Source organism: Geodermatophilus tzadiensis (assembly GCF_003002915.1).
In the GTDB taxonomy this organism is placed as follows: Bacteria; Actinomycetota; Actinomycetes; order Mycobacteriales; family Geodermatophilaceae; genus Geodermatophilus; species Geodermatophilus tzadiensis.
Genome location: NZ_PVTG01000020.1, coordinates 80111 through 104745 on the forward strand (window position 1 = coordinate 80111; position 24635 = coordinate 104745).

17 protein-coding genes are annotated in these 24635 nt (G+C 76.1%); 6 read left to right on the top strand and 11 right to left on the bottom strand.

The window, feature by feature from the left end; genetic code table 11:
• Positions 1-35: 35 nt before the first annotated feature.
• Positions 36-2639: a SpoIIE family protein phosphatase gene (locus tag LY71_RS20975; RefSeq protein WP_245888163.1), complete on the top strand. Its 2604-nt coding sequence runs from the start codon at positions 36-38 to the stop codon at positions 2637-2639.
• A gap of 61 nt (positions 2640-2700) precedes the next feature.
• Here LY71_RS20975 and LY71_RS20980 read toward each other — a convergent pair whose 3' ends face one another.
• The 3 genes from LY71_RS20980 to LY71_RS20990 form a co-directional block, all read right to left on the bottom strand.
• On the bottom strand, positions 2701-4359 hold the full coding sequence (locus tag LY71_RS20980) for an AMP-binding protein (RefSeq protein ID WP_106281426.1): 1659 nt from the start codon (positions 4357-4359) through the stop codon (positions 2701-2703).
• A gap of 19 nt (positions 4360-4378) precedes the next feature.
• Positions 4379-5332: a cyclase family protein gene (locus LY71_RS20985; protein WP_106281428.1), complete on the bottom strand. Its 954-nt coding sequence runs from the start codon at positions 5330-5332 to the stop codon at positions 4379-4381.
• A gap of 135 nt (positions 5333-5467) precedes the next feature.
• On the bottom strand, positions 5468-7240 hold the full coding sequence (locus tag LY71_RS20990; RefSeq protein ID WP_106281430.1) for a DEAD/DEAH box helicase: 1773 nt from the start codon (positions 7238-7240) through the stop codon (positions 5468-5470).
• 167 nt (positions 7241-7407) lie between these two features.
• Between LY71_RS20990 and LY71_RS20995 the strand changes: the two genes are divergently transcribed.
• Entirely contained in the window at positions 7408-8841 is a 1434-nt protein-coding gene (locus LY71_RS20995) for an amidase (protein ID WP_245888165.1), read from the top strand.
• Between the two features lie 48 nt (positions 8842-8889).
• Here the strand turns inward: LY71_RS20995 and ppk2 are convergent, their stop codons facing one another.
• The 7 genes from ppk2 to LY71_RS21030 all read right to left on the bottom strand — a co-directional run bounded on the left by ppk2 (position 8890) and on the right by LY71_RS21030 (position 18949).
• Positions 8890-9912: a polyphosphate kinase 2 gene (ppk2, locus tag LY71_RS21000; protein ID WP_245888167.1), complete on the bottom strand. Its 1023-nt coding sequence runs from the start codon at positions 9910-9912 to the stop codon at positions 8890-8892.
• Between the two features lie 20 nt (positions 9913-9932).
• Entirely contained in the window at positions 9933-10649 is a 717-nt protein-coding gene (locus LY71_RS21005; RefSeq protein ID WP_106281432.1) for a lysophospholipid acyltransferase family protein, read from the bottom strand.
• 144 nt (positions 10650-10793) lie between these two features.
• The gene (locus tag LY71_RS21010; protein ID WP_106281434.1) at positions 10794-12134 is read right to left on the bottom strand and encodes an alkaline phosphatase; all 1341 of its coding nucleotides are present in this window, start codon (positions 12132-12134) and stop codon (positions 10794-10796) included.
• A gap of 211 nt (positions 12135-12345) precedes the next feature.
• Positions 12346-17256: an NAD-glutamate dehydrogenase gene (locus LY71_RS21015; protein ID WP_211297461.1), complete on the bottom strand. Its 4911-nt coding sequence runs from the start codon at positions 17254-17256 to the stop codon at positions 12346-12348.
• Between the two features lie 74 nt (positions 17257-17330).
• Positions 17331-17699: a phage holin family protein gene (locus LY71_RS21020; RefSeq protein ID WP_106281436.1), complete on the bottom strand. Its 369-nt coding sequence runs from the start codon at positions 17697-17699 to the stop codon at positions 17331-17333.
• Between the two features lie 92 nt (positions 17700-17791).
• Complete coding sequence (locus LY71_RS21025) at positions 17792-18172, bottom strand: nuclear transport factor 2 family protein (protein ID WP_211297462.1); 381 nt, start codon at positions 18170-18172, stop codon at positions 17792-17794.
• A gap of 39 nt (positions 18173-18211) precedes the next feature.
• Positions 18212-18949: a GAP family protein gene (locus LY71_RS21030; protein ID WP_106281438.1), complete on the bottom strand. Its 738-nt coding sequence runs from the start codon at positions 18947-18949 to the stop codon at positions 18212-18214.
• Between the two features lie 69 nt (positions 18950-19018).
• Here LY71_RS21030 and LY71_RS21035 point away from each other — a divergent pair, with 69 nt between their 5' ends.
• From LY71_RS21035 to LY71_RS21050, 4 genes are all read left to right on the top strand, one after another.
• Positions 19019-19618 carry a TetR/AcrR family transcriptional regulator gene (locus LY71_RS21035; protein WP_106281440.1) on the top strand — a complete coding sequence of 200 codons (600 nt, stop codon included), beginning with the start codon at positions 19019-19021 and terminating at the stop codon, positions 19616-19618.
• A 54-nt stretch (positions 19619-19672) separates the two neighbouring features.
• Complete coding sequence (locus LY71_RS21040; RefSeq protein WP_106281490.1) at positions 19673-20860, top strand: ATP-binding protein; 1188 nt, start codon at positions 19673-19675, stop codon at positions 20858-20860.
• 148 nt (positions 20861-21008) lie between these two features.
• Positions 21009-21776 (top strand): ZIP family metal transporter, encoded by a 768-nt coding sequence (locus tag LY71_RS21045; RefSeq protein WP_106281442.1) that lies wholly within the window; start codon positions 21009-21011, stop codon positions 21774-21776.
• A 17-nt stretch (positions 21777-21793) separates the two neighbouring features.
• Entirely contained in the window at positions 21794-22717 is a 924-nt protein-coding gene (locus LY71_RS21050; RefSeq protein WP_106281444.1) for an alpha/beta fold hydrolase, read from the top strand.
• Here LY71_RS21050 and LY71_RS21055 read toward each other — a convergent pair.
• Positions 22714-24474, bottom strand: a complete 1761-nt coding sequence (locus tag LY71_RS21055) for a SpoIIE family protein phosphatase (RefSeq protein WP_106281446.1) — start codon at positions 24472-24474, stop codon at positions 22714-22716. The two genes, LY71_RS21050 and LY71_RS21055, sit on opposite strands and share 4 nt — an antisense overlap.
• Positions 24475-24635 lie beyond the last annotated feature (161 nt).

Below are 24635 nucleotides of genomic sequence, written 5' to 3' on the forward strand. Positions count from 1 at the left end.
ATCGAGTCGGCTCCGAGCCGGACATGAGAGGTTCGGTGGACGACACGTCGCGGCCCCATCCCGGGGGTCCGGTCACTGACCTGCGCACGGCCGCCGAGGCCCTGCAGGCCGACCGGCCCCGGTCCGACGCCGCCCGGCGGCTGCGGCTGCGCGATGCCAGCGCCGCCCTCGACCGGATCGCCGAGCTGGCCGCCCGGCTCCTCGGCGCCCCGATCGCGCAGGTCTCCCTGCTCGACGACGTCCAGGTCGTCGTGTCCGCGGTCGGCCTGCCCGCGGGCACCGTGGGCAGCGAGACCCCGCTGGAGACCTCCGCCTGCGCGGTGGCCGCCGCCGACCGGACTCCCTACGCCGTCCCGGACGCGCAGGCCGACCCGGTGGTGGGCGAGCTGGCGCCGGTGGCCGCCGGGGCCGTCGGCGCCTACCTGGGCGCGCCGCTGGTCGACTCCCAGGGCCACACCGTCGGTGTGCTGTGCGTGGTCTGCCCCGTGCCGCGTCCGTGGTCGGACACCGACGTCGCCACGCTGCGGCAGCTCGCCGACGCCGCGGTCACCGAACTGGAGCTCGCGGCGCTCACCACCGCCTACGAGAGCGAGCGGCTGCGGTGGGGGCTGGCCATCGACGCCGCCGGCATCGGCACGTTCGACTGGGACCTGCGCACCGGAGAGCTGACCTGGGACGCGCGGGTCATCGAGATGTTCGGCTACACGGCCGAGACCTTCGACGGCACCATCGAGGCGTTCAACGAGCGGCTGCACCCCGACGACCTGGCGCGGGTCACCGACGCGCTGCAGGCCAGCATCGCCGCCTGCGGTGACTACGAGGCCGAGTACCGCGTCGTGTGGCCCGACGGGGAGACCCGCTGGGTGCAGGCCCGCGGCCGCACGCTCAGCGACGAGACCGGGTCGGCGGCCCGCGTCCTGGGCGCCGCCTACGACACCACCGCCGAGCGGGCCGCCGGCGTGCGGGTGGCGCGGGTGCTCGAGGCCATGCCCGCCGGCTTCTACTCCCTCGACCGTGAGTGGCGGTTCACCCACGTCAACGCCGAGGCCGAGCGGCTGCTGGGGCGCAGCCGCGACGAGCTGCTCGGCCAGGTGCTGTGGACGGCGTTCCCGGCCGCGATCAACAGCGTCTTCGAGGAGAGCTACCGCGCCGCCGTCCGCACCGGGAGGCCGGTGCACTTCGACGCGCACTACCCGGCCCCGCTCAACGGCTGGTACGAGCTGCGGGCCTGGCCCAGCCCGGAGGGCCTCTCGGTCTACTTCCTCGAGGTCACCGAGCGCCGCCGGGTGCAGGACCGCGCCGAGCGCGGCGCCCAGCGGCTGGCGCTGCTCGCCCAGGTCAGCGCGGAGCTGGCCGGTGCGCTGGACGCCCAGTCGGCGACCGCCCACCTGCCGCGGCTGGTGGTCCCCGCGCTCGCCGACTGGTGCATCGTGACCGTCGTCGACCCCGACGGCCGCCCGCGCGACGTCGGGCAGTGGCACGTCGACCCCGCCGCCCGCGCGCTGGTCGAGCGCTACGCCGCCGTCCGGCTCGACGCGATGCCGGCCACGTCACCGCTCATGCGGGCGCTGCTCACCGGGGAACCGGTCATGGAGGCCTCCGACGTCGTCCGCGGCCTGCTGCCCGACGGCGAGGCCCGCGACCTGGTCTCCGCGCTGGCCCCCGAGTCGGGGGTCTGTCTTCCCCTCCGGGGCCGCGACCGCACGCTGGGCGTGATGACGCTGTACTTCCGGCGCGGCTGGGCCCCGCGCGAGGAGGACCTCGCCACCGCGCAGGACGTCGCCGACCGGGCCGGCCTCGCGCTGGACAACGCCCGCCTCTACGGGCAGCAGCGGGCCCTGGCCGAGGGCCTGCAGCGCAGCCTCCTCACCGAGCCGCCCGAGCCCGACCACGCCGAGATCGCCGTCCGGTACCTGCCCGCCGCCGAGGCCGCCCGGGTCGGCGGCGACTGGTACGACGCGTTCCTGCAGCCGGGCGGGGCGACGACCCTGGTGATCGGCGACGTCGTCGGGCACGACACCGAGGCCGCGGCGGCCATGGGCCAGCTGCGCGGGCTGCTGCGCGGCATCGCCACCTACAGCGACGCCGGCCCCGGTGAGGTGCTGCGCGGTCTGGACGCGTCCATGGCCCTGCTGCAGACCCGGGTGCTGGCCACGGCGACGGTGGCCCGCTTCGAGCAGACCGACGACGAGCTGCGGCGCGGGGTCACCCGGATGCGCTGGGCCAACGCCGGGCACCTGCCGCCGCTGGTGGTCAACCCCGACGGCAGCGTGGCCGAACTGGCCTCCTGGCGCGGCGACCTGCTCCTCGGCGTCGACCCCCGGGCGACCCGCGAGGAGTCGGTGGTGACCCTCGACCGCGGCGCGACCGTGCTGCTGTTCACCGACGGCCTCATCGAGCGGCGCGACGCCGACCTCGACGCGGGCATGAGCCGGCTGCGCGAGGCGCTGCGCGAGCTGGCCGCACGGCCGCTGCAGGAGATGCTCGACGAGGTGCTCGAGCGGCTGGTCGACGGCCGGCCGGAGGACGACGTCGCCCTGGTCGCGGTGCGCCTGCACCGCCAGGACCGGCCGCGGCCGCTGGTCGCCGGCCCCAACCGCGTCCCCGACGTCGTCCCCGACGACCCGGCCACCCCCTGAGGGACCCTCCCGCAGGGCCCGGCGCTCGCGAGCTCCGGGGTCCTGCGGGAGGGTCGTCCCGTCAGCTGTCCCGCAGCTCCCGGCGGAGGATCTTGCCGGTGGTGGTCTTGGGCAGCTCGTCGACGAACTCCACCGACCGCGGGTACTTGTAGGCCGCCATCCGCTCCTTCGCCCAGGCGACGACCTCCTCGGCGGTGACCGAGGAGCCGGGCTTGAGCGAAACGAAGGCCTTCACCGTCTCGCCGCGGTAGGGGTCGGGCACCCCGACCACGGCGACCTCGCGCACCGCCGGGTGGCCGTAGAGGACGTCCTCGACCTCGCGGGGCCACACCTTGTAGCCGGCCGCGTTGATCATGTCCTTCTTGCGGTCGACCAGGTAGAACCAGCCCTGCTCGTCCATGAACCCGACGTCGCCGGTGCGCAGCTCCCCGCCCGGCAGCGACTCCGCCGTCGCCTCCGGCCGGCCCCAGTAGCCGGGCACGACCTGCGGCCCCGAGGTGGCGATCTCCCCCACCTCGCCCGGCGGCAGCTCCTGGCCGTCCTCGCCCAGGATCCGCACGACGGTGTTGTAGACCGGCACGCCCACCGACAGCGCCCCGGAGTTCGGGTCCACCGGCGCCCTGACGCCCATCGGGACGGCGTGCGACGGCGAGTTGGTCTCCGTCAGGCCGTAGATGTTGTGGATGTAGCGGCCGGTCTTCTCCTCGAACGCGTCGGTGATCGCGGGCGCGATCGGGGCACCGCCGGAGTAGATGGTGCGCAGCGAGGCGAAGTCCTCCCGGCCCACGCCCTCCACGCCCGACAGGGAGATGAACACCGTGATCGCCCCGACGGTGAACGTCGGCCGGTGCTCCCGGATGGCGTCGAGCACCACCTCGGGGTGGAACCGGTGGGCCAGCACCAGCGGGCAGGGCAGCAGCAGCGCGAGCGCGACGTGCCCGATCAGCCCGGTGATGTGGAACAGCGGCGCGACGCCGAGGACGACGTCGTCGGGCGTCAGCCGCATCCACTCCCGGTAGGTGCAGGCGTTGAACACCATCGTCGCGTGGGTGTTCATGGCGCCCTTGGGCCGGCCGGTGGTCCCCGACGTGTAGGTCAGGATCGCCACGTCGTCCCCGGAGAGCGCCACCGGCGCCGGCGTGCGCCCGGCGTGCGTCTCCAGCAGCTCGGCCAGGTCGAGGGTGTCCTCCTGCCGCGACCGGACGGCGTCGCCGAGCACGCGGGCGTCGTCGCGGGACTGGTGGTCCAGCGGCGAGCAGGTGACCACGGTCTGCACCTTGGTCTCGCCGCTGGCCACGACGTCGCGCGCCACCGACTCGTAGAGCTGCTCGAGGCACAGCAGCGCCGTCGCCCCGGAGTCGCTGAGCAGGTAGGTGAGCTCGCCGGCCTTGTTCATCGGGTTGATCGCCACCGCGGCGCCGCCGGCCTTCCACGCGCCGAGCAGCCCGATGACGAACGCCGGGTCGTTCTGCACGTAGACGCCCATCCGGTCACCGGGGGCGAACCCGCTCTCGGCGAGCGCGACGGCGAGGGCGTCCGAGGCGGCGTCGAGGTCGGCCAGGGTGAGCACGCCGTCGAAGTAGCGGATCGCCACGGTGTCCGGCGCGGCCGCCAGCGACGCGCGGAAGACGTCGAGCAGCGTGTCGTGCTCGGGGGTGATGTCGGCCGGCTGGCCCTCGCCGTAGAGGGACAGCCACGGCCGGTCGGTGTAGACGCTCATCGTCGTCCCCTCCTGCTGGTCACTTGACGGCGAGCGGGTTGACCGGGGAGCCCGTCGCCTGGTGGATCTTCAGCGGCGCCGCGGCGTAGAGGAAGGTGTACTGACCGTCTCCGGCGCAGTCCTCGGCGAGCTCCTCGAGGTCGGCGATCTCGCTGAGGGTCACCCCGAGGTTGCGCATCAGCGCGCAGTGCAGCGGCAGCGCCGTCCCGTTGTTGGGGTCGTAGGTGACCTCGTTGGCGATCGTGTCGGTGGTCAGGTTGGGGATCTCCATGTCCTGGAACCACCGCACCAGCTCGGGGCTGTAGACCAGGCCGGGCTCGTTGAAGCCCTCGTAGAAGGCCTGGCCCTGCTCGAAGAACAGCTGCAGGAAGTTGGTGCGGATCAGCAGGACGTCGCGCTTCTCGATCGGGGTGCCCTGGGCCTCGGCGCAGGCCACGAGGTCCTCGTGGGTGAACGTCTCGCCCTTGTCGAGGTACGGCTTGCCGCGGAAGCGGGCCATGTCGAGCAGGATCCCGCGGCCGACGACGCCCTTGCGCGCGATCGGCTCGACGCTGGCCCGGTCGAGCCCGCCGACGGTGCTGCGCGCGTCGTAGCCGTTCCAGATCTGGCCGCCGTACCAGACGTGACCCAGCGCGTCGTACTGCGTGGAGCCCTGGAGGAACGCGTCGATCTTGTCGTCCGCGTAGTGCAGGCCGCCGGGGAACTGCGGGGCGTCCGGGGAGTCCCACGAGGACTCGTCGAGGATCATCGTCCGCTCGGCCGGCGCGCGCCCCGGCCAGACCGGGTCGCCCTTCGGGTCGCCGATCAGCCGCTGCAGGGTGAAGACCTTCCCCTGCCGCACGTGCCGGACGCCGCGCAGGACCTCGTCGGCGGTCAGGTAGTTCAGCGCCCCGACCTCGTCGTCGTCGCCCCACTTGCCCCAGTTCGTCGGTGCGTCGGCGAGGACCTCGGTCATGTCCGGGGCATCGGCCACCGTCGTCTCCCATCAGTCGGGCCCCGGACCAGCGCGTCCTCCGGGGCGAGAAGGTGGCCAGCGTCACAAACGGGTAACGACGGTGTCAACGTGGAGCGGACCCGGCCGTTCCGCAGGCCGGCGGTCCCCCGCCGGTCAGCGCGGCCGCTCGCGGCGGACGGTCACCTTCCGGCCCTTGATCGTGCTCCCCCGCAGCGCCGTGATGACGTCCTCGGCGGCGGCCGCCGGCACCTCGACGAGGCTGAACCGCTCGGCGATCTCGATGGCGCCGACGTCGCGGCCACGCAGCTCCGTCTCCCCCGCGATCGCGCCGACCAGGTCGCCCGGGCGCACCCCGGCGCTGCGGCCGGCGCCGATGAACAGCCGCTCGGTGTCCCCGCCGACGGAGCGGGCGCGCGGCGGCCGCCCCTGGCCCCGGTCACCCCGGTCGCCGCGGTCACCCCGGTCGCCGTCGCGCCGCGGGCGCTCGGGACGCAGGGTGACCTCCGGGATCTCCTCGTCGTCGTCCGGGCCGGTGGTGGCCTCGTGGGCGAGCTTGACCGCCGCCAGCGCCACCTCGACGACGTCGAACTCGTCGGTGAGCGAGTCGACGACGGAGCGGAAGCGCTCGAGGTCGTCGCCGAGCAGGCTCTCCCGCAGCGCGGCGCGGGTGAGCTCGAGCCGGCGGGCGCGCAGGTCGGCGACCGTGGGCACCCGCTCGACGTGGATGGGCGCGCCGGTGACCCGCTCGATCGTCTTGAGCATCCGGTGCGCCCGCGGCTCGACCAGGGTGATCGCCACGCCCTCGCGCCCCGCGCGGCCCACCCGGCCGATGCGGTGCACGTACGTCTCCGCCGCCGCCGGGACGTCGTAGTTGACGACGTGGGTGAGCTGTTCGACGTCGAGGCCGCGGGCGGCGACGTCGGTGGCCACCAGGAGCTCCGCCGTACCGCTGCGCAGCCGGTTCATCACCCGGTCGCGCTGCTCCTGGCTCATCCCGCCGTGCAGCGCCTCCGCGCGGTAGCCGCGGCCGTTGAGCGTCTCGGTGAGGTCGTCGACCTCGTCGCGGGTGCGGCAGAAGACGATGGCCGCCGTCGGGCTCTCGACGTCGAGCACCCGGCCCAGCGCCGCGGGCTTGGCGGCCCGGGCGACGACGAAGGCCGTCTGGCGCACCCGCGGGGCCTCGCCCTCGACCGGCACCTCGCGGGCCACCTGGATGCGCAGCGGGTCGCGCAGGTGGCGGCGGGCCATGGCGTCGAGGCGGCGCGGCATGGTGGCGCTGAACAGCACCGTCTGCCGCTGCTCGGGCACCTCGTCGAGCAGCGCCTCGAGGTCCTCGGCGAAGCCCATGTCGAGCATCTCGTCGGCCTCGTCGAGCACCACCGTGGCCACGCCGCCCAGGTGCAGGCTGCCGCGCTGCAGCAGGTCCAGCGCCCGCCCGGGGGTGGCGACGACGACGTCGACGCCGGCCTCCAGCGCCCGCAGCTGCCGCGGGATCGGCTGCCCGCCGTAGACCGGCACCACCCGGGCGCCGAGGTCGCGGCCGTAGCGGTGCAGCGCCTCCGACACCTGGATGCACAGCTCGCGGGTGGGCACGAGGACCAGCGCCAGCGGGTCCCCGCCCGGCCGGTCGTCGGGCAGCCGCTGCAGCACCGGCAGCGCGTAGGCGGCCGTCTTGCCGGTGCCGGTGGCGGCCTGGCCGAGCAGGTCGCGGCCCTCGACCATCGGCGGCACGGCCTCGCGCTGGATCGGGGTGGGCTCCTCGTAGCCGAGGCGGGACAGCGCCGCCAGCAGCTCGGGCCGCAGCCCCAGGTCGGCGAAGGTGGCGCCGTCGTCGGCCGGGGGCACGGCGCCGTCGTCGGGCGGCGGCGCCGTCCCGCCGTCCGGTGCCGTCCCCGGTGCGGTCCCGGTCCCCGCCTCGCTGGTCATGTCCCGATCGTCCCCGCCCGGGGCGTCGGCCTCGCCGCCGGGGTGGTCGGCGCCGAGGCGGTCGCCGTCCCGGTCGAGGACTCCCCGCGCGCGCCTGCACGCGCGCCGGCCCCACGGCCCCGGGCCTGCGGTCCCCGGGGGAGGGCGGCGCGTGGCACCCTCCCCCGGTGACCGCGATCGACGCTGCCGACGACAGCGACCTCTGCCTCCGGCCGGCCACCGAGCTGGCCGCCCTCGTGCGCGAGCGGGAGGTGTCGGCGCGGGAGCTGCTGGAGGCGCACCTGGCGCGCATCGAGCGGGTGGACCCGCAGGTGAACGCCATCGTCACGCTCGACGCCGAGGGCGCCCGGGCCGCCGCGGACGCCGCGGACGCGGCGCTGGCCGCCGGCGAGGAGGTCGGGCCGCTGCACGGGCTGCCGGTGGCGCACAAGGACAACCACCGCACCGGCGGCATGCGCACCACCTGGGGCTCGCCGCTGCACGCGGAGACCGTGCCGCTGCACGACGAGCTGGTGGTCGAGCGGCTGCGCCGCGCGGGCGCGGTCCGGGTGGGCAAGACCAACGTGCCCGAGTTCGCCGCCGGCTCGCACACGGTCAACCAGCTGTTCGGGGTCACGCACAACCCCTACCGGCACGGGCTGTCGGCCGGCGGGTCCAGCGGCGGCGCGGCCGCGGCGCTCGCCGCCGGGCTGGTGCCGGTGGCCGAGGGCAGCGACATGGGCGGGTCGCTGCGCAACCCGGCGGCGTTCTGCAACGTCGTCGGCCTGCGGCCCACACCCGGCCGGGTGCCGACCTGGCCGGCGGCGATGGGCTGGTCGACGCTGTCGGTGGACGGGCCGCTGGGCCGCACGGTGGGCGACGTCGCCCTGGTGCTCTCCGCGATCGCCGGGCCCGACCCGCGGGCGCCGCTGTCGCTGTCCGACGACCCCGCGGGCTTCGCCGCACCCCTGGACGGCGACCTGCGCGGCCTGCGGGTGGCCTGGGCGCCCGACCTCGGGGGCCTGGTGCCGGTGGACCCGGCGATCACGGCGGTGCTGCGCGGGGTGCTGCCGGTGGTCGAGTCGCTGGGCGCCACGGTCGAGGAGGCCTGCCCCGACCTGCGCGAGGCCGACGAGGTGTTCGGCACGCTGCGCGCCTGGCTGTTCGACGCGACCTTCGGTGACGTCGTCCGCGGCTCGCCGGACGCGGTCAAGGAGACCATCCGCTGGAACGCGGCGGCCGGCGCGGCGCTGAGCGGGGCCGACGTCGCCCGCGCGGAGCTCGCGCACACCCGGCTGTACGAGGAGGTGGTCGGCTTCTTCGGCCGCTTCGACGTGCTGCTGGCACCCACCACGCAGGTGCTGCCGTTCCCGGTGGAGCTCGAGTACCCCACCGAGGTCGCCGGGGTGCCCCAGCCGGACTACCTGGGCTGGATGCGCTCCTGCACGCTGGTCTCGGCCACCGGCTGCCCGGCGCTGTCGCTGCCCGCCGGGTTCACCCCCGACGGCCTGCCGGTCGGCCTGCAGCTCGTCGCCGCACCGCGCGCCGACCGGCAGCTACTGGAGGTCGCGCACGCGATCGAGCAGGCCACCGGCCACGGGCGCCGCCGTCCGCCTCTCTGAGGCCGTCTGCGGCTCTCTAGCCGTCCGGCTAGAGAGCCGCAGACGAGGTCAGCGACGGCCGGCGCGGGGCGGCGGCGGGGCGACCGGGGTGTCGGAGGACTCCTCCAGGACGTCGGCGGCCGAGCCGACGATGAGCGGGTCGGGGTCGCCGACGACGTCGCAGTCCTTGCCCTCGTAGTCCAGCCGGCACAGCACGTGCCGCATGGCCTCGAGCCGGGCGCGCTTCTTGTCGTTGCTCTTGATCACCGTCCACGGCGCGTGCCTCGTGTCGGTGTGCAGGAACATCGCCTCCTTGGCCTGGGTGTAGGCGTCCCACTTGCCGAGGCTGGCGAGGTCGGTGGGCGAGAGCTTCCACTGCCGCACCGGGTCGATCTGCCGGACGACGAAGCGGGTCCGCTGCTCCCCGCGGGAGACCGAGAACCACAGCTTGAACAGCCGGATGCCGCTGTCGACGAGCATCCGCTCGAGCTCGGGCGCGTCCTGCATGAACTGCTCGTACTGCTCGTCGGTGCAGTAGCCCATGACCCGCTCGACGCCGGCGCGGTTGTACCAGGACCGGTCGAACAGCACGATCTCGCCGGACGCGGGCAGGTGCTGCACGTAGCGCTGGAAGTACCACTGCGCCTGCTCGCGCTCGCTGGGCTTGTCCAGCGCGACCACGCGGGCGCCGCGGGGGTTGAGGTGCTCGGTGAAGCGCTTGATCGTGCCGCCCTTGCCTGCGGCGTCGCGGCCCTCGAAGACGATGACCAGCTTCTGGCCGGTGTCCTTCACCCAGCCCTGCAGCTTGAGCAGCTCGATCTGCAGCCGCCGCTTCTCGATCTCGTACTCCCGGCGCTGCATGCGCTCGGTGTAGGGATAGCCCTCGCGCCAGGTCTCGACCAGGGCGCCGTCGGGGCCGAAGAGCTGCCGGTCGTCGTCCCAGTCCTCGTCGCTGTCCTCGTCGGGCAGGGCGTTGAGCCGCCAGCGCGACAGGTCGAGGACCTCGGCCTCCCGCGGGGCCTCCGTGGTGGGGGGAGGGTCACCCGTCGCCGGGTCGGCGGTGTCGCGGTCGACGAGCGTGTCGGGCTGCACGGGGGCTCCCTCCGGACGGGTCAGGGTCCGGTGCGGCGGTACCCCGGCTCGGGGCGGGCACGCGCGGCGCGGGCAGGAAGCGGCACGTCCGACTCCGGTACGTGCGCGACCGCGTACCCGGCGAGCGCCGCGAGCGGGCGGGCCGCCCGTCCGGGCTCCAGGGCGGGCAGCAGGTGCACCTCGACGACGTCCCCCGCGGCGGGCCGGACGGCGACCGGGCACACCGCGGCCTGCGCGTCGACGGCGGGGGCGAGGGCGTCGGGGCGGAAGCGGCCCGGCCCGCCGCCGGTCGTCCCGCCGGGCGAGGTGACCACGGTGTCCCCGCGGCGGAGCAGCGCGGTGACCGCGGCCCGGGTGGCAGCCGACCCGTCGTCGACCAGCAGGCCGCCGCGTCGGGCCAGCACCCGGGCCAGCGGCGTACCGGCCAGGGCGGCGTCGACCACCGGCGTGCCCGGGACGACGGTGGCCAGCGCGAGCACGTCGAGCCAGCCGGCGGCGTCGGCCACCACGAGGCGCGGGCCGCGCGGCCAGCCGACCGGCGAGCTGACCACCCGCACGCGCAGCCCGAGCGCGGTGAGCAGTTCCGCGGAGGTGCACACCCGCAGGCGCTGCCGCCGTCGCTCCCCGCCCCAGGAGGCGGTCGCGGCACGGACGGCGGTGCGGGCGGCGGTGCGGGCCAGGACAGGGGTCAGGACAGGGGTCAGCGCGGGGGTCGGCGCGGGGGTCGGGGCGTGCATCGGGGCCTCCCGGGGTGGGCCGGTGCGCGGTCGCGCCCAGCCTGGGCCGCCGAGGTGTCCGCCGGGTGACGTCCGGGCGAGGGCCGGCGACACCCTGGGGGACTTCCCGCGCCGGGAGTCCCCCAGGGTGCCGCCCGCCCGGGATCAGTCGAACAGCACCGAGGACACGACGTCGTACAGGTGCGTGTTGGGGTAGTGACCGGTCAGCTCCTCGCTGCCCGGCCCCTCGGCGGTGACGACGGTGGGCACGCCGGTGTGCCCGGTCGTCGTCCAGTCCAGCGCGAAGTCGTACGCACCGTCGGTGCCGGCGACGACGAACGGGCCGTCCTCACCGGACTCCGTCCCGCCCTCGACCGCGGTCTCCTGCGGCAGGGTGCCGCCGGGGCCGCTCTCGTCCTCGGCGTCGACGTCCTCGATGGTGAGCCCGCCGCACTCGTGGTCGCCGGTGACGACGAGCAGCGTGTCGGGGTGCTCGGCCACGTACGCCCGGGCGACGTCGACGGCCGCCTCGAGGGAGCGCATCGCCTCCAGCATCCGCGCGGCGTTGTTGTCGTGGCTCATCTCGTCGACCGCCTCCTCCTCGACCAGGAGGAAGAACCCGTCCTCGTCCTGGGAGAGCACGTCGAGCGCGGTGGTGGTCATGTCGGCGAGGGACACGACCGGGTCGAACTCGTCACCCTGACCCTCGGGACGCTGCTGGAACATCTCCTCGTTGCTGAAGAGACCCAGCAGCCGGTCGGAGTCGGCGGCGGCGAACTCCTCGGCGGTGCTCACGTACTCGTAGCCCTGCGCCTCGGCCTGCGCGACCAGGTCGCCCTGGGTGCTGCGGGACACCTCCGGGTCCTCGGTGTCGCCGGTGCGCGGCGGGTGGGTGCCCTCGTCGCCGGCGGGCAGCCACCAGTCCTCGCCGCCGCCCAGGACGACCTCCGGCCGGCTGACCTCGAGGTACTGGCGGGCGATGTCGTCCTGCGCCGAGCGGTCGGCGCTGTTGGCGAAGAACGCGGCGGGCGAGGCGTCGGTGACCTGCGCGGTGGTCACGATGCCACCGGCCAGACCCGCCGCCTCGGCCTGCTGCCCGATGGTGAGCAGGGGGTCGCCGCCGACGTCGACGCTGATCGCGCCGTTGTACGTCTTCACCCCGGTGGCCCACGCCGACGCCGCGGCCGCGGAGTCGGTGACCGTGTCCTCCGGGTCCCGCGCGTCGGTGGTCTGCAGCCCGGCGACGGGCAGCTGGTCCATGGCCAGCTGCCCGTCGAAGCCCTCCTGCTCGAGGCGGGCGGCCTCCCGGTGGGCGGCGCCCATCCCGTCGCCGTTGACGAAGATGACGCTGCGCGGGTGGCCCTGGCCGCCACCAGCGCCGTCGCCGTCCGCGGGGTCCTCTCCCCCGGCGAGGGCACCGGTCAGCGGCAGCAGCGCCAGCGTCCCGCCCGCGATCGCCACCACGCCCGCGGTCCGCCAGCGGCGTCCCGTCCTCGACTCGCTCATGGCCCCGTCCCTCCTCCGGCCGGGACACCCGCCCGGCCCGGTTCCGAGTGGTACGGGTCACACCGTCCGGGACGGGGCGCCGGGCCGTCGGGTGCCGGGCCGGACGCGCGGGGCACCGGTGGCCGGTCGGGTCAGGTCGTGACGGACCGTACCCTCACAGTCACCGCACAGCCGGCGCGGCGGCGGACGGCGGCACCGGCGGCACCCCTCCTCAGCGGCGGCGCAGGCCGCGCAGCGTCCGGACGGCCACCAGCAGCTCGGGCAGCTCGTGCCGGTCCCCCGCCGCGAGGTCGGCCAGCTGCGCGGCGGCACGGCGCTGGCCGGCGTCCCACGACGCCGCCCAGGCCGCCACCAGCGCGGCGGCGTCGGTCTGCCCGCCGCGACCGGCGAGCACCTCCGCGGTGAGCTCGGCCTGCTCGGCGGCCAGGTCGTCGCGCAGCGAGGCCCGCGCCATCGACGGCCAGCGCCGGTCGCGGGGCAGCGCGATGACCAGCTCGCGCAGCGGCACCAGCGCCAGCCGCTCGGCCAGCTCCTGCGTCACCCGCCCGGCCAGCTCGATCGGCGCGCCGGTCCGCTCGGCGACGACGGCCAGGTCCAGCGCGACCGGCAGCAGCGGCGCGGCGGCCACCTCCCCCGCCAGGGCCGCCGGCACGCCCGCCCGCTGCAGGTGCGCCGACCGCTCGGCGTAGGCCGCCGCCTCGTCACCCAGCAGCCACCCGGGCAGGCCCGCCCGCACCGCCGCCACGGGCGCGGCGAACCGGTCGGTCACGTCGCCGACGGGCACCGCCGCGCCGCCGACGAGCTCCGGCAGCCGCAGCAGCCAGCGGGTGGCGCGCTCGGCCAGCCGCGTCGCCTCGGTGCGCAGCTCCACCTGCACCGGTGCGGGCACCCGGTTGTCCAGCGGCCGGACGGCGTCCCACAGCCGGTCGACGCCGAACACCGCGCGCGCCGCCGCGTGCGCCCGCACCACGCCGACGAGGTCGACGCCGGTCTCCTCGGCCAGCCGGAACAGGCCCGTGATCCCGGCGGTGTTGACCGCCCGGTTGGTCAGCGCGGTGGCCACGATCTCCCGCCGCAGCGGGTGCGCCGCGACCGCCTCGGGGAAGCGCTCGCGCAGCGCCTGCGGGAAGTAGTCGGTGAGCAGGCCGGCCAGCGCCGGGTCGTCGGGCAGGTCGGAGTGCAGGACGGCGTCGCTCACCTCGAGCTTGGCGTAGGCCAGCAGCACCGACAGCTCCGGGCTGGTCAGCGCCTGTCCGTCGCGCCGCCGCTGGGCCAGCGCGCGCTCGTCGGGCAGCGCCTCGACGGCGCGCGCCAGCCGTCCCGAGCGCTCCAGGTGCCGGAGGAACCGCTCGTGCGCGTCGAGCAGGCTGCGCGCGGAGCTCACCTCGGCGGCCAGCGTGGCGTTCTGCGCGTGGTTGTCGGTGAGGACGGCGGCGGCGACCTCGTCGGTCATGTCGGCCAGCAGCGCGGCGCGGCCCTCGGCGTCGAGCTCGCCGGCGTCCACCACCCCGTTGAGCGCGATCTTGATGTTCACCTCGTGGTCGGAGGTGTCCACGCCGGCGGAGTTGTCGATCGCGTCGGTGTTGACCCGGCCGCCGGCCAGCGCGTACTCCACGCGGCCGCGCTGGGTCAGCCCGAGGTTGCCGCCCTCCCCCACCACGCGCACGCGCAGCTGCCCGCCGTCGACCCGGACGGCGTCGTTGGCCTTGTCCCCCACGTCGAGGTGGCTCTCGCCGGCGGCCTTGACGTAGGTGCCGATGCCGCCGTTGAACAGCAGGTCCACCGGCGCGAGCAGCACCGCCCGGATGAGCTCGACCGGCGAGAGGGTCTCGACGTCCTCGGGCAGGCCGAGCGCGGCGCGCATCGGCTCGCTGACCGGGATCGCCTTCGCCGTCCGCGGCCAGACGCCGCCGCCGGCACTGATCAGCGCGGGGTCGTAGTCGGCCCACGAGGAGCGGGGCAGGTCGAACAGCCGGCGCCGCTCGGCGAAGGAGGCGGCCGCGTCCGGCGTGGGGTCGACGAAGACGTGCCGGTGGTCGAAGGCGGCCACCAGGCGGATGTGCTCGGAGAGCAGCATCCCGTTGCCGAACACGTCGCCGGACATGTCGCCGACGCCGACGACGGTGAACTCCTGGCTCTGCACGTCGACGTCGAGCTCGCGGAAGTGCCGGGTCACCGACTCCCACGCGCCGCGGGCGGTGATGCCCATGGCCTTGTGGTCGTAGCCGACCGACCCGCCGGAGGCGAAGGCGTCGCCCAGCCAGAACCCGCGCTCGAGCGCGACGGAGTTGGCCAGGTCGGAGAAGGTCGCCGTGCCCTTGTCGGCGGCGACGACGAGGTAGGCGTCGTCGCCGTCGTGCCGGACCACCCGCTCCGGCGGCACCACCGTCCCGCCCACGAGGTTGTCGGTGAGCGACAGCAGGGCCCCGATGAAGACCCGGTAGCAGGCCTGCCCCTCGGCGAGCACCTCCTCGCGGGAGGCGCCGTCGGGCAGCGGCCGGCGGACGACGAAGCCGCCCTTGGCGCCGGTCGGCACGATGACGGTGTTCTTCACCATCTGCGCCTTGACCAGGCCCAGCACCTCGGTGCGCAGGTCCTCGCGCCGGTCGGACCAGCGCAGCCCGCCCCGGGCGACCGCGCCGAAGCGCAGGTGCACGCCCATCACCCGCGGCGAGCTGACGAACACCTCGCGGGCCGGGCGCGGCTCGGGCAGGTCGGGGACGGCGTGCGGGTCGAGCTTGATCGCCAGGGGCGCGGGCCGGGTGGCCGCGGGGGCGAAGTAGGTGGTGCGCTGGGTGGCGGTGACCGCGGCCAGCAGGCTGGTGAGCACCCGGTCGGCGTCCAGGGACTCCACCCGCCCGATGGCCTCCCGCAGCGAGTCGGCCAGCGCCTGCTGGCGGGTGGCGCGGCCGGCCTCGCGGCCCGGGGAGAAGCGGGTCTCGAACAGCGCGACGAGGCGGGCGACGACGTCGGGGTGCGCGGCCAGCACCCCCTCGACGTACCGCTGGCCGAAGGGCAGCCCGGCCTGGCGCAGCCACTGCACGTAGGCGCGCACCACGGTCACCTGGCGCCAGTTGAGCCCGGCGAGCAGCACCAGCGCGCCCAGGCCGTCGTCCTCGGCCTCGCCGCGCCACACCGCGGCCACCGCCTCGGTGAACCGCTCGGGCAGCGAGCCGGGGAAGGGCAGCTCCCCGCCGGGCGCGGTGAGCCCGAAGTCGTAGATCCACGCCGGCGGGGCGCCGATCCGGTCGATCTCGTAGGGCCGCTCGTCGACGACGTCGACGCCCATGTGCTGCAGCACCGGCAGCACGTCGGAGAGCAACAGCCTCTCCCCCACCCGGTAGACGGTCAGCCGCGGCTCGGCGGCACCGGCGCCGCGGGGGCGGCGCAGCCGCAGGCCCAGCTCGCCGGGGGCCAGCGCGTCGAGGCGGGCGAGGTCCTCGACGGCCGTCGCCGCCGGGAAGTCCTCCTGGTAGACGGACGGGAAGGCGTCGGCGACGCGCGCGAGCACCTGCTCCGCCTCGGTGCCGTACCGCTCGGCGAGGGCGTCGGAGAGGTCGTCGGTCCAGCTGCGGGCGACGGCGGAGAGCTCGCGCTGCAGCGCCTCGACGTCGACCCCGCCCGGCGTCGGGACGCCGTCGCGGCCCACCGGCACCCGCACGACGAAGTGCAGCCGGGCCAGCACCGACTCGGTGGAGCGCGCGGTGAACTCGATGTCGCGCCCGCCCAGACGGGTCAGCAGCAGCTGCTGCATCGCCAGCCGGACCTCGGTCGTGTACCGGTCGCGGGGCAGGTAGACCAGCGCCGACCAGAACCGGCCCCACGGGTCGCGGCGCAGGAACAGCCGGGTGAGCCGGCGCTCCTGCAGGTAGAGCACGGACAGGGCGACCGGCAGCAGCTCGCCGGAGGAGGCCTGGAACAGCTCGTCGCGCGGGAGGGTCTCCAGGACGTCGACCAGCGTCTTGCCGGTGTGGCTGTCGGCCGGCACGCCCGACCGGGCGACCACCTCGGCGACGCGGCGGCGCACCAGCGGGACGTCGCGGACCCCGGCGGCGGCCGCGGCGGTGGGGAACAGCCCGACCAGGCGGTGCTGGCGGGCCGGGCGGTCGCCGTCGGCGGGCAGGGTGACGGCGACCAGGTCCAGCCAGGCGCGACGGTGCACCGTGGAGCGGGTGTCGGCCTTGGTGACCGTGAGCAGCGCCGGGCCGAGCGCGCCGGGCGCCTCGGGCAGCGCCGGGGCCGCGTCGCTGCGCAGCACGCCCAGGCCGCTGCCGGGGACCGCGCGCACCGCCGTCCCCACCTCGACGTCGCGGGCGCCGAGGAACACGAAGTTGCCGTCGGCGAGCCAGCGCAGCAGCGCGGCGGCCTCGGCGGGGTCGTCGGCGGGGTCGGCGACGTCGGCGCTGCCGCGCTCCTCCAGGCGGGTGGCCAGCTCGAGGGCCCGGGCGGCGGTGCGCGGGGCGTCCTCGTCGACGGCGCGGACGTCGGCGAGCACGGTCCGCAGCCCGGCCACCAGGTCGGCGGCGGCCTCGTCGTCCAGCGGGCCGTCGAGCACCGCGGCGATCCACGACTCGGCCAGCGCGTCGGGGCCGCACGAGCCCACCTCGGTCAGCCCGCTGTCGCAGAACGCGCGCAGCGCCCCGGTGACGTCGCGGCGGACGACGACCACCGGGTGCACGACGTGCTGCAGGCCCACGCCCTGGCGGACGACCTCCGCGGTGACCGAGTCGACGAGGAAGGGCATGTCGTCGGTGACCACGAGCAGCAGGCCGCGGCCGTCGGCCACCCGCTCGACGGCGACGGTGGCCGAGCCCTGCGGGCGGACGGCGGCCACCCGCAGGTGGCGCAGCGCCAGGCCCGCCAGGTCGGCGGGCTCGTGGCCCAGGACCTCGGCGGCCGGCTCGCTCCAGTAGTAGCGCGTCAGCAGGGCGGGCAGGTCGCCCGCTCCGCAGCCCGCGGGCAGGTCACCGGCCGGGTCCCCGGCCGCGGCGCGGGCGGCCTCGGCGAGCAGGGCGCGCTTCTCGTCGTTGGCCGCCTCGAGGGCGGCCAGCTCCGGCGGCAGGTCGGAGGCGCCGTTCTCCTGGGGTGCGGGGACCGGACCGGCCTCGGACGTGCTGACCACGACAGTCCACGCTAGTGCGCCGCGTGGTGCGCGTCACCGCGAGCGATCCGCCCGGCGCGCCGCGGAGGACCCCGTCAGTTCCGCTCGAGGACGGTGTCGGCCAGCCAGCCGACCACCGCGAGCACCAGCCCGCCGACCACCGCGGTGCCGAAGCCGTCGACGTCGAGCCGGTCGGACAGCGCCGCCGTCAGGCCCAGCAGCGCGGCGTTGACCAGGAGGAGGAACAGCCCGAGCGTCAGCAGGACGGCGGGGAAGGAGAGGAACCGCAGGATCGGCCCCACCACCGCGTTGACCACGGCGAACAGCAGCGCGACCCACAGGAAGGTCCCGGTGACGCCGAGGGGCGCGTCCTCGTTGCCGATGACGTCGATCCCCGGCAGGTACTGGGCGAGGAAGTAGAACGCCACGGCCATGACGACGACCTTGAGCGCGAACCTGATCACGGGCCCACGCTAGTGCCGGTCCCTGGGAGCACCCTGTGTCTGCGCTCGTCTAGCGCTCTCTCGCGTCAGCGCCAGACGGCCGCAGACGGACCTCACGGGACCGGCGTCTGGGTGTAGAGGGCCAGCCGCCAGCGGGCGTCGTCGCGGACGTAGAGGCTGGTCATCGCCCCGGTGAACGGCTCGCCGTCCTCGTCCCGCCAGGCCCGGCCGGTGTAGACCAGGGCCGCGGCGCCGTCCCCGGCACCCACGACGCGGACGTCGGCGAGCTCGTAGCGGTGCCACGGCGGGGCCGAGCCGAGGGCGGCCACGACGGCGTCGCGGCCCAGCACCGAGCCGTCGGCCAGCACCATCAGCCCGTCGCCGGTCATCACCTCGCCGTAGAAGTCCGCGCCGGTCGCCCGGCACAGCGCGTCCCAGCCGGCCCGCTCCAGGGCGAGCAGCTCCTCCGCCGTCGTGTCCGCCACGCACGCCACCCTGGCCTCCTCGCGCCGCCGGCACCACGCCCCGGCGCGTCAGCCCGGCGGCAGGACCTCGACGACCACCGGCAGGCCCTCGGCGACCAGGTACAGGCCGAGCAGGAACAGCACCCACGCCGTGGCCTCCCCGGCGTTGCGGGACAGCAGCGCCTCGAACCGGGCGAGCAGCGGGGTGAGCCGGTCGTGCAGGACCGTGCGGAGGGCCAGCAGCACGAGGGCGGGCAGGACCATGAGCAGGCAGTAGCCGGCCAGGAGGGCGACGGTGGTACCGGTCCCGGTGCCGGCCGTGGCCAGCAGGGCGATGGCGGCCAGGTACGGGAGCATGGTCGCCGCCTCGACGCCCACGACGGTCGCCGCGAGGGCCACCACCGCCCCGGGCGGCGCGTCCCCGCCGGCCCGCTCCCGCCACCGGGCCAGCCGGCCCGGCCCCCGGGCGGCCCGCGCGGCACGCCGCCGCTCCTTGCCCGCCCTCGTCCACGGCTCGACGGTCAGCCCCAGGACCACCAGGACGAGGCCGGCGACGAGCAGCACGACCTGCCCGGCGGTGCCGGCGAGGGCGGTCCGCAGCGGGCCGAGCAGTTCGGCGGCGCCGAGCGCGAGCACGACCCCCAGCAGCAGGTAGGCACCCGCCACGGTGCCGAGGAAGAGCACCACCCGGCCGGCGCGGACGCGGCCCGGGGCGAGCACGAGCCACAGCGGCAGCCCCAGCGTGCCGATGCTGGTGCTGTCGACGAGGGCCAGTCCGGTGAGCGGGAGCAGGAGTGCGAGGTCCACTGGTCCTCCGGTGCCGTATTAGCACGACTGTGCTGTCAAGAAAGTAGCACAATCGTGCTAGGAAGGGGCGTGCCCAGGACCGTGGACGCCGCGGAACGCCGCCGGCAGATCGCCGAGGCGGTGTGGCGCGTCATCCGGCGTGACGGCGTCCCCGGCGCGTCGGTGCGCGCCGTCGCCCGGGAGGCCGGCACGTCGATGGGGTCGCTGCGGCACTGGTTCGCCACCCAGGACGAGCTCCTGCACTTCGCGATGACGCTCGTGGTGGAGCGCGCGCGGGCACGGGGGGAGGCGGCCGCGTCGGCCGGCGGCCCGCTGGTGGCGCGCCTGCTGCGGGTGCTCGAGGAGACCCTCCCGCTGGACGACGAGCGGCAGGCCGAGACCGAGGTCTGGCTGGCGCTGACGGCGCGGGCCCTGGTCGACCCCCGGCTGGCCGAGCTGCGCGACCGGTCGGCCGCCGAGCTGCACGCCTTCTGCGGCGACGTCGTGCGGGTCCTGACCGAGGCCGGCGAGGCCCGCTCCGGCCTGGACCTCGACCTGGAGGCCGAGCGGCTGTACGCCGTCCTGGACGGGCTGGCCGTGCACGCCGTGAGCCGGCCCACCGCCCTGCCGGCCGACCGGGCGCGCCAGGTCCTCGCCGCGCACCTCGACTCCCTGCGCGACACGGGCTAGCCACCTCTACCGATCTCTATCCCCGGGACTAGACGAGGCCATACGGTGCTCGACGTGGACCCCGTGCGGAACCCCTACGCCCCGGGCGCCGGCCAGCGCCCGCCGGAGCTGGCCGGCCGCGACGACGAGCTGTCGGCCTTCGACGTCGTCCTCGAGCGGATCGCCCGCGGCCGGCCCGAGCGCTCGCTGGTGCTCACCGGGCTCCGCGGGGTCGGCAAGACCGTGCTGCTCAACCAGCTGCGCTCGGCGGCGATCAGCCGCGGCTGGGGCACCGGGAAGATCGAGGCGCGGCCGGACCAGTCGCTGCGCCGGCCGGTGTCCTCGGCGCTGCACATGGCGCTGCGGGAGCTGCGCCACCCCGACCAGGAGTCGATGGACGCCGTCCTCGGGACGCTCAAGGCCTTCGCGCAGCGGCTGACGCCGGCCGACGCCAAGCTGCGCGACCGCTGGCAGCCGGGCATCGACGTCGCGGCGTCGACCGGGCGGGCCGACTCCGGCGACATGGAGATCGACCTCGTCGAGCTGCTCAGTGACGCCGCGGGGCTGGCCGCCGACGTCGGCAGGGGCATCGCGCTGTTCGTCGACGAGATGCAGGACGTGCAGGCGCCCGACGTCTCGGCGATCTGCGCGGCCTGCCACGAGCTGTCCCAGCAGGGCGCGCCGCTGATCGTCGTCGGCGCGGGGCTCCCCCACCTGCCGGCGGTGCTGTCGGCGTCCAAGAGCTACTCCGAGCGGCTGTTCCGCTACCTGCGCATCGACCGGCTGGACCGGCCCGCCGCCGACCGGGCGCTGCTGGCCCCGGCCGAGCGGGAGGAGGTCGCGTTCGAGCCCGCCGCCCTCGACGCCCTCTACGACGCCGCCGACGGCTACCCCTACTTCGTGCAGGCCTACGGCAAGGTCACCTGGGACGTCGCGGCCGCCTCCCCCATCACCGCCGCCGACGTGGCGATGGCCGCCCCGGTGGCCGAGGCCGAGCTGGCCGTGGGCTTCTTCGGCTCCCGCTACGACCGGGCCACGCCCGCCGAGCGCGAGTACATGCACGCGATGGCCGAGCTGGGCGGCCCGGCCGGTGCGCCCGTGGCGACGGCGGAGGTCGCGGCCACCCTGGGGCGCAAGCCGGCGTCGCTGTCCCCCGCCCGGGACTCGCTGATCAAGAAGGGGCTGGTCTACTCCGCCGAGCGCGGCCAGATCGCCTTCACCGTCCCGCACTTCGGCCGCTACCTGCTCCGCCACCCCGACTGAGGGCCCGCGCGATGATCAGGTGACCTGATCCCCGCGCGTCCCACCCGACGTCCCACGGTCCGGTAGGACGCTCCACGACCAGGTGACCTGATCATGGCCCGGCCGTCCCGGACGGTTGGGGAGCGCAACAGCGGGCACCGAGCGGGCCGTGCCGGAGGTGCTGCAGGCGGGGCTGTGGGGGTTGCTGGGCGGGGCCGCCCTCGTGCTGGGGGCGCTGGTCGCCTGGTTCGTGCGCGTGCCCCGCACGGTCATCGCCTCGGTCATGGCCTTCGGCTCGGGCGTGCTCATCTCCGCCGTCGCGTTCGACCTGGTGGCCGAGGCGGCCGACACCGGCGGGCTCGGGCCGACGGCGGTCGGCTTCCTCGGCGGCGCGGCGGCCTACCTGGCGGCCAACGCGCTGCTGGCGCGACGCGGCGCCCGGCACCGCAAGCGCTCGGGCGGCGAGGGTCCCGAGCAGCAGCCCTCCGAGGACGAGCAGTCCGGCAGCGGCGCGGCCATCGCGGTCGGGGCGCTGCTCGACGGCGTCCCCGAGTCGGTGGTGCTCGGCCTGGGCCTGCTCGGCGGCGGGTCGGTCAGCGCCCCGGTGCTGGCCGCCGTCGTCATCTCCAACGTCCCCGAGGGCCTGTCCAGCGCCGCGGGCATGAAGGCCAACGGCCGCTCGGCGCGCTACGTCTTCGGCGTCTGGGGCGGCATCGCGGTGGCCAGCGGACTGTCGGCCCTGGTCGGCTACGCCCTGCTGGGGAGCGCGCCGCCCGAGGCGGTCGCCGTCATCACCGCCGTCGCGGCCGGCGCCATCCTCACCATGGTGGCCGACACCATGATCCCGGAGGCGTTCGAGCGCACCCGCACCTGGACGGGCCTGATCACCACCGTCGGGTTCCTGGCCGCGTTCGCGATCGAGCGGCTCGGCGCGTGAGCGGGCAGGGTGGGTCCGTGACCGAGGTGCGCGACCCCGTCCAGATCGGCGTCCCGGTCGACGGCGGCGAGCTGTCGGCCCTGCACTGGGCGGCCGACGCCCCCGGCTCCCCCATCGCCGTGCTCGTCCACGGCATCACCGCGAACGCGATGGCCTGGGCCCGTGTCGCGGCCGCGCTGGCCGGCGAGTTCGAGGTGGTCGCCCCCGACCTGCGCGGGCGCGCCGGCTCGGCGGGCCTGCCCGGTCCCTACGGCCTCGAGCGGCACGCGGCCGACGTCGCCGCCGTGCTCGACCGCTTCGGTGCCGACGGCGACACCGGCGCCGACGCCACCGTGCTGGTGGGCCACTCCATGGGCGCCTTCGTGGCCGCGCTGGCCGCGGCCGGGCCCGCGCGCGACGCCGTCCACGGGCTCGTGCTCATCGACGGCGGCCCGGCCTACCCCCAGCCGCCCGGCGCCGACGTCGACGCGGTGCTCGCCGCCGTCCTCGGCCCGTCGCTGGACCGGCTGTCGACGACGTTCCCCGACCTGGCCGCCGTCCGGGCGTTCTGGGCGCGGCACCCCGCGGTGGGGCCGTGGGTCGACGTCCCCTCCGTGGCCGCCTACCTGGCCCGTGACCTCGCGCCCGGCGGGCCGCCGCTGCGCAGTGCGTGCGTGCTCGAGGCGGTCCGGGTCGACGGCGGCGACGTGCTGCTCAACGAGCGGGTGCTGGAGGCCACCACCGACCTGCCGGTGCCGACGACGCTGCTGTGGGCCCGCCGCGGCCTGCTCGACCAGGTCCCGGGGCTCTACGACGAGGTGCGCCTGGCCGGCCTGGGCCTGGAGCGGTCGGGGATCACCGCGCGCGAGGTGCCCGACACCAACCACTACTCGGTGCTGTGGGCCGACCAGGGCATCGCCGCCGTCGCCGAGGCGGTGCGCGCGGCCGCCTCCCGCGGCTAGGGAGCCGGCGGCAGCACCTCGGGCCCGGCCTCCCCGGGCCGCTCGCCGTGGACCGGGTGGGCGCGGACGGCGAGCACCGCGACGTCGTCCTCGACGCCCTCGCCGAGCATCTGCTCGAGCAGGTCGTCGCACAGCTGCTGCAGCGGCCGGTCCGCGGCCCCCGCCAGCAGCCCGCGCACCTGCGCCCGCCCGTCGTCGAGGGGGACGCCACGCCGCTCGAAGAGCCCGTCGGTGAACAGCAGCAGCGTGGCGCCCTCCGGGACGGCGACCCGACCGTCGGCGCGCGGTCCGCGCCAGCCGATGCCCAGCGGCGGCCCCACCGGCGCGGAGAGGTCGCGCACCGTCCCGTCGGGCAGCACGAGCACCGGGTCGGGGTGGCCGGCCGACGACCAGCGCAGCCGGCGCAGGCCGGCGGCCCGGTCGGCCGCGTCCTGCTCGACCCGGCAGACGAGCGCGGTGGCCATCGCGGGCACGGCCAGGCCGACGAGGGCGTGGTCGACCCGGCGCAGCACGCCGGCGGGCTCCTCGAGCCGGTCGAAGGCGATGCCGCGCACCAGCGTCTTGACCTGGCCCATCGCCGCGGCGGCCTCGACGTCGTGGCCCATCACGTCCCCGATGACCAGCACGGTGTCGCCGTCGGGCTGGAGGAAGGCGTCGTACCAGTCGCCGCCGATGGAGATCCCGCGGGTGGCCGGCCGGTAGCGGACGGCGAGCTCGAGGTGGTCGGGCTGCACCGGCGGCGAGAGCAGGCTGCGCTGCATCCGCTCGGCCACCTGCGCGGCGGCGCTGGCCAGGCGGGCGTTGTCCAGCGCCAGCGCCGCCCGGCGGGAGGCGATCTCGGCGGTGCGCAGCTCGTCGTCGGTGTGCGGGCCGCGGCCGGGGCCGTTGACGAGCGTGAAGGCGCCGAAGAGCTCCCCGCGGGCGAGCAGCGGGAAGGTGGCCACCGCCGAGGGCCGCAGCGGCGCGAGGGCGGCCCGGCTCTCCTCGTCGGCGGTCATGGCGAGCACGTCGGCGTCGGTGAGGTGCGGGATGACCACCGGGCGGCCGCTGGCCAGCGCCGTCGGCACCGGCGCGTTCGCCCGGTTGGTGCGCACCCGCAGGTCGGCGTAGCGGTGCATCGCCGCGACCATCGCCGGGTCGCGGTGCGCCCGGCCGACGTCGCGCCGGCTGCCGTCGGGGTCGACCACGCTGACCAGGCACCAGTCGGCCAGCAGGGGGACGACCAGCCCGGCCAGGCGGGCGACGGCCTCGTCGACGTCGGTGGTGGCGGTCATCGCCTGGCTGATGTCGCCGAGCAGCACCAGGTGCCGGGCCGCCGTCTCGGCCCGGGCCGCGGCCTCGGCGGCGTGCGCGGCGGCCTCCTCCCGGGCCACGACGGCGGCGGCGCGCTCCTCCTCGACCCGGCGCCGCAGCGTGACGTCGTCGTAGGTGACGACCAGGCCGGCCGGGGTGAGGAAGGCGTCGGCCCGGAACCACCTGCCCAGCGGGGCGAACCAGGCCTCGGTCGACCCGGACGCCCCGGTGGCGCGGACCCGGCGGTACAGCTGGTCGAACGGGCCGTCGACGGCCTCCGGGAACTCCTCCCACACGACCCGGCCGGTGAGGTCCGGGGCGGTGCGCTCCAGCACGGCCGCGCCGGCGGGGTTGATGTAGCGGAAGCGCCAGTCCTCGTCCAGCACGAACAGGGGCCGGTCCATGCCCTCCACGGCCTGCGCGAGGAGCTCGTGGGGCGGCGGGGTGGCGCCGTCCGGGGTCATGGGGCCCCATGCTGCCGCACCGCCGGCGGGCCCCGGTGCGGCGGCACGTCCCCGGCACCCCAGCGAGTGATCCGGTCCGGTTCCGTCCGGATTCCCGGATCGCACGGTTGGGCTCCGGGCCGACTGGGCACCCCGACGTCGTCCGAGCAACGGGACGGCGA

Excerpts from the sequence above, each read along its gene's own strand:
- LY71_RS20980 (WP_106281426.1), bottom strand. The coding sequence starts at position 4,359 with ATGAGCGTCTACACCGACCGGCCGTGGCTGTCCCTCTACGGCGAGGGC.
- LY71_RS20990 (WP_106281430.1), bottom strand. The coding sequence starts at position 7,240 with ATGACCAGCGAGGCGGGGACCGGGACCGCACCGGGGACGGCACCGGAC.
- LY71_RS21005 (WP_106281432.1), bottom strand. The coding sequence starts at position 10,649 with ATGCACGCCCCGACCCCCGCGCCGACCCCCGCGCTGACCCCTGTCCTG.
- LY71_RS21010 (WP_106281434.1), bottom strand. The coding sequence starts at position 12,134 with ATGAGCGAGTCGAGGACGGGACGCCGCTGGCGGACCGCGGGCGTGGTG.
- LY71_RS21055 (WP_106281446.1), bottom strand. The coding sequence starts at position 24,474 with ATGACCCCGGACGGCGCCACCCCGCCGCCCCACGAGCTCCTCGCGCAG.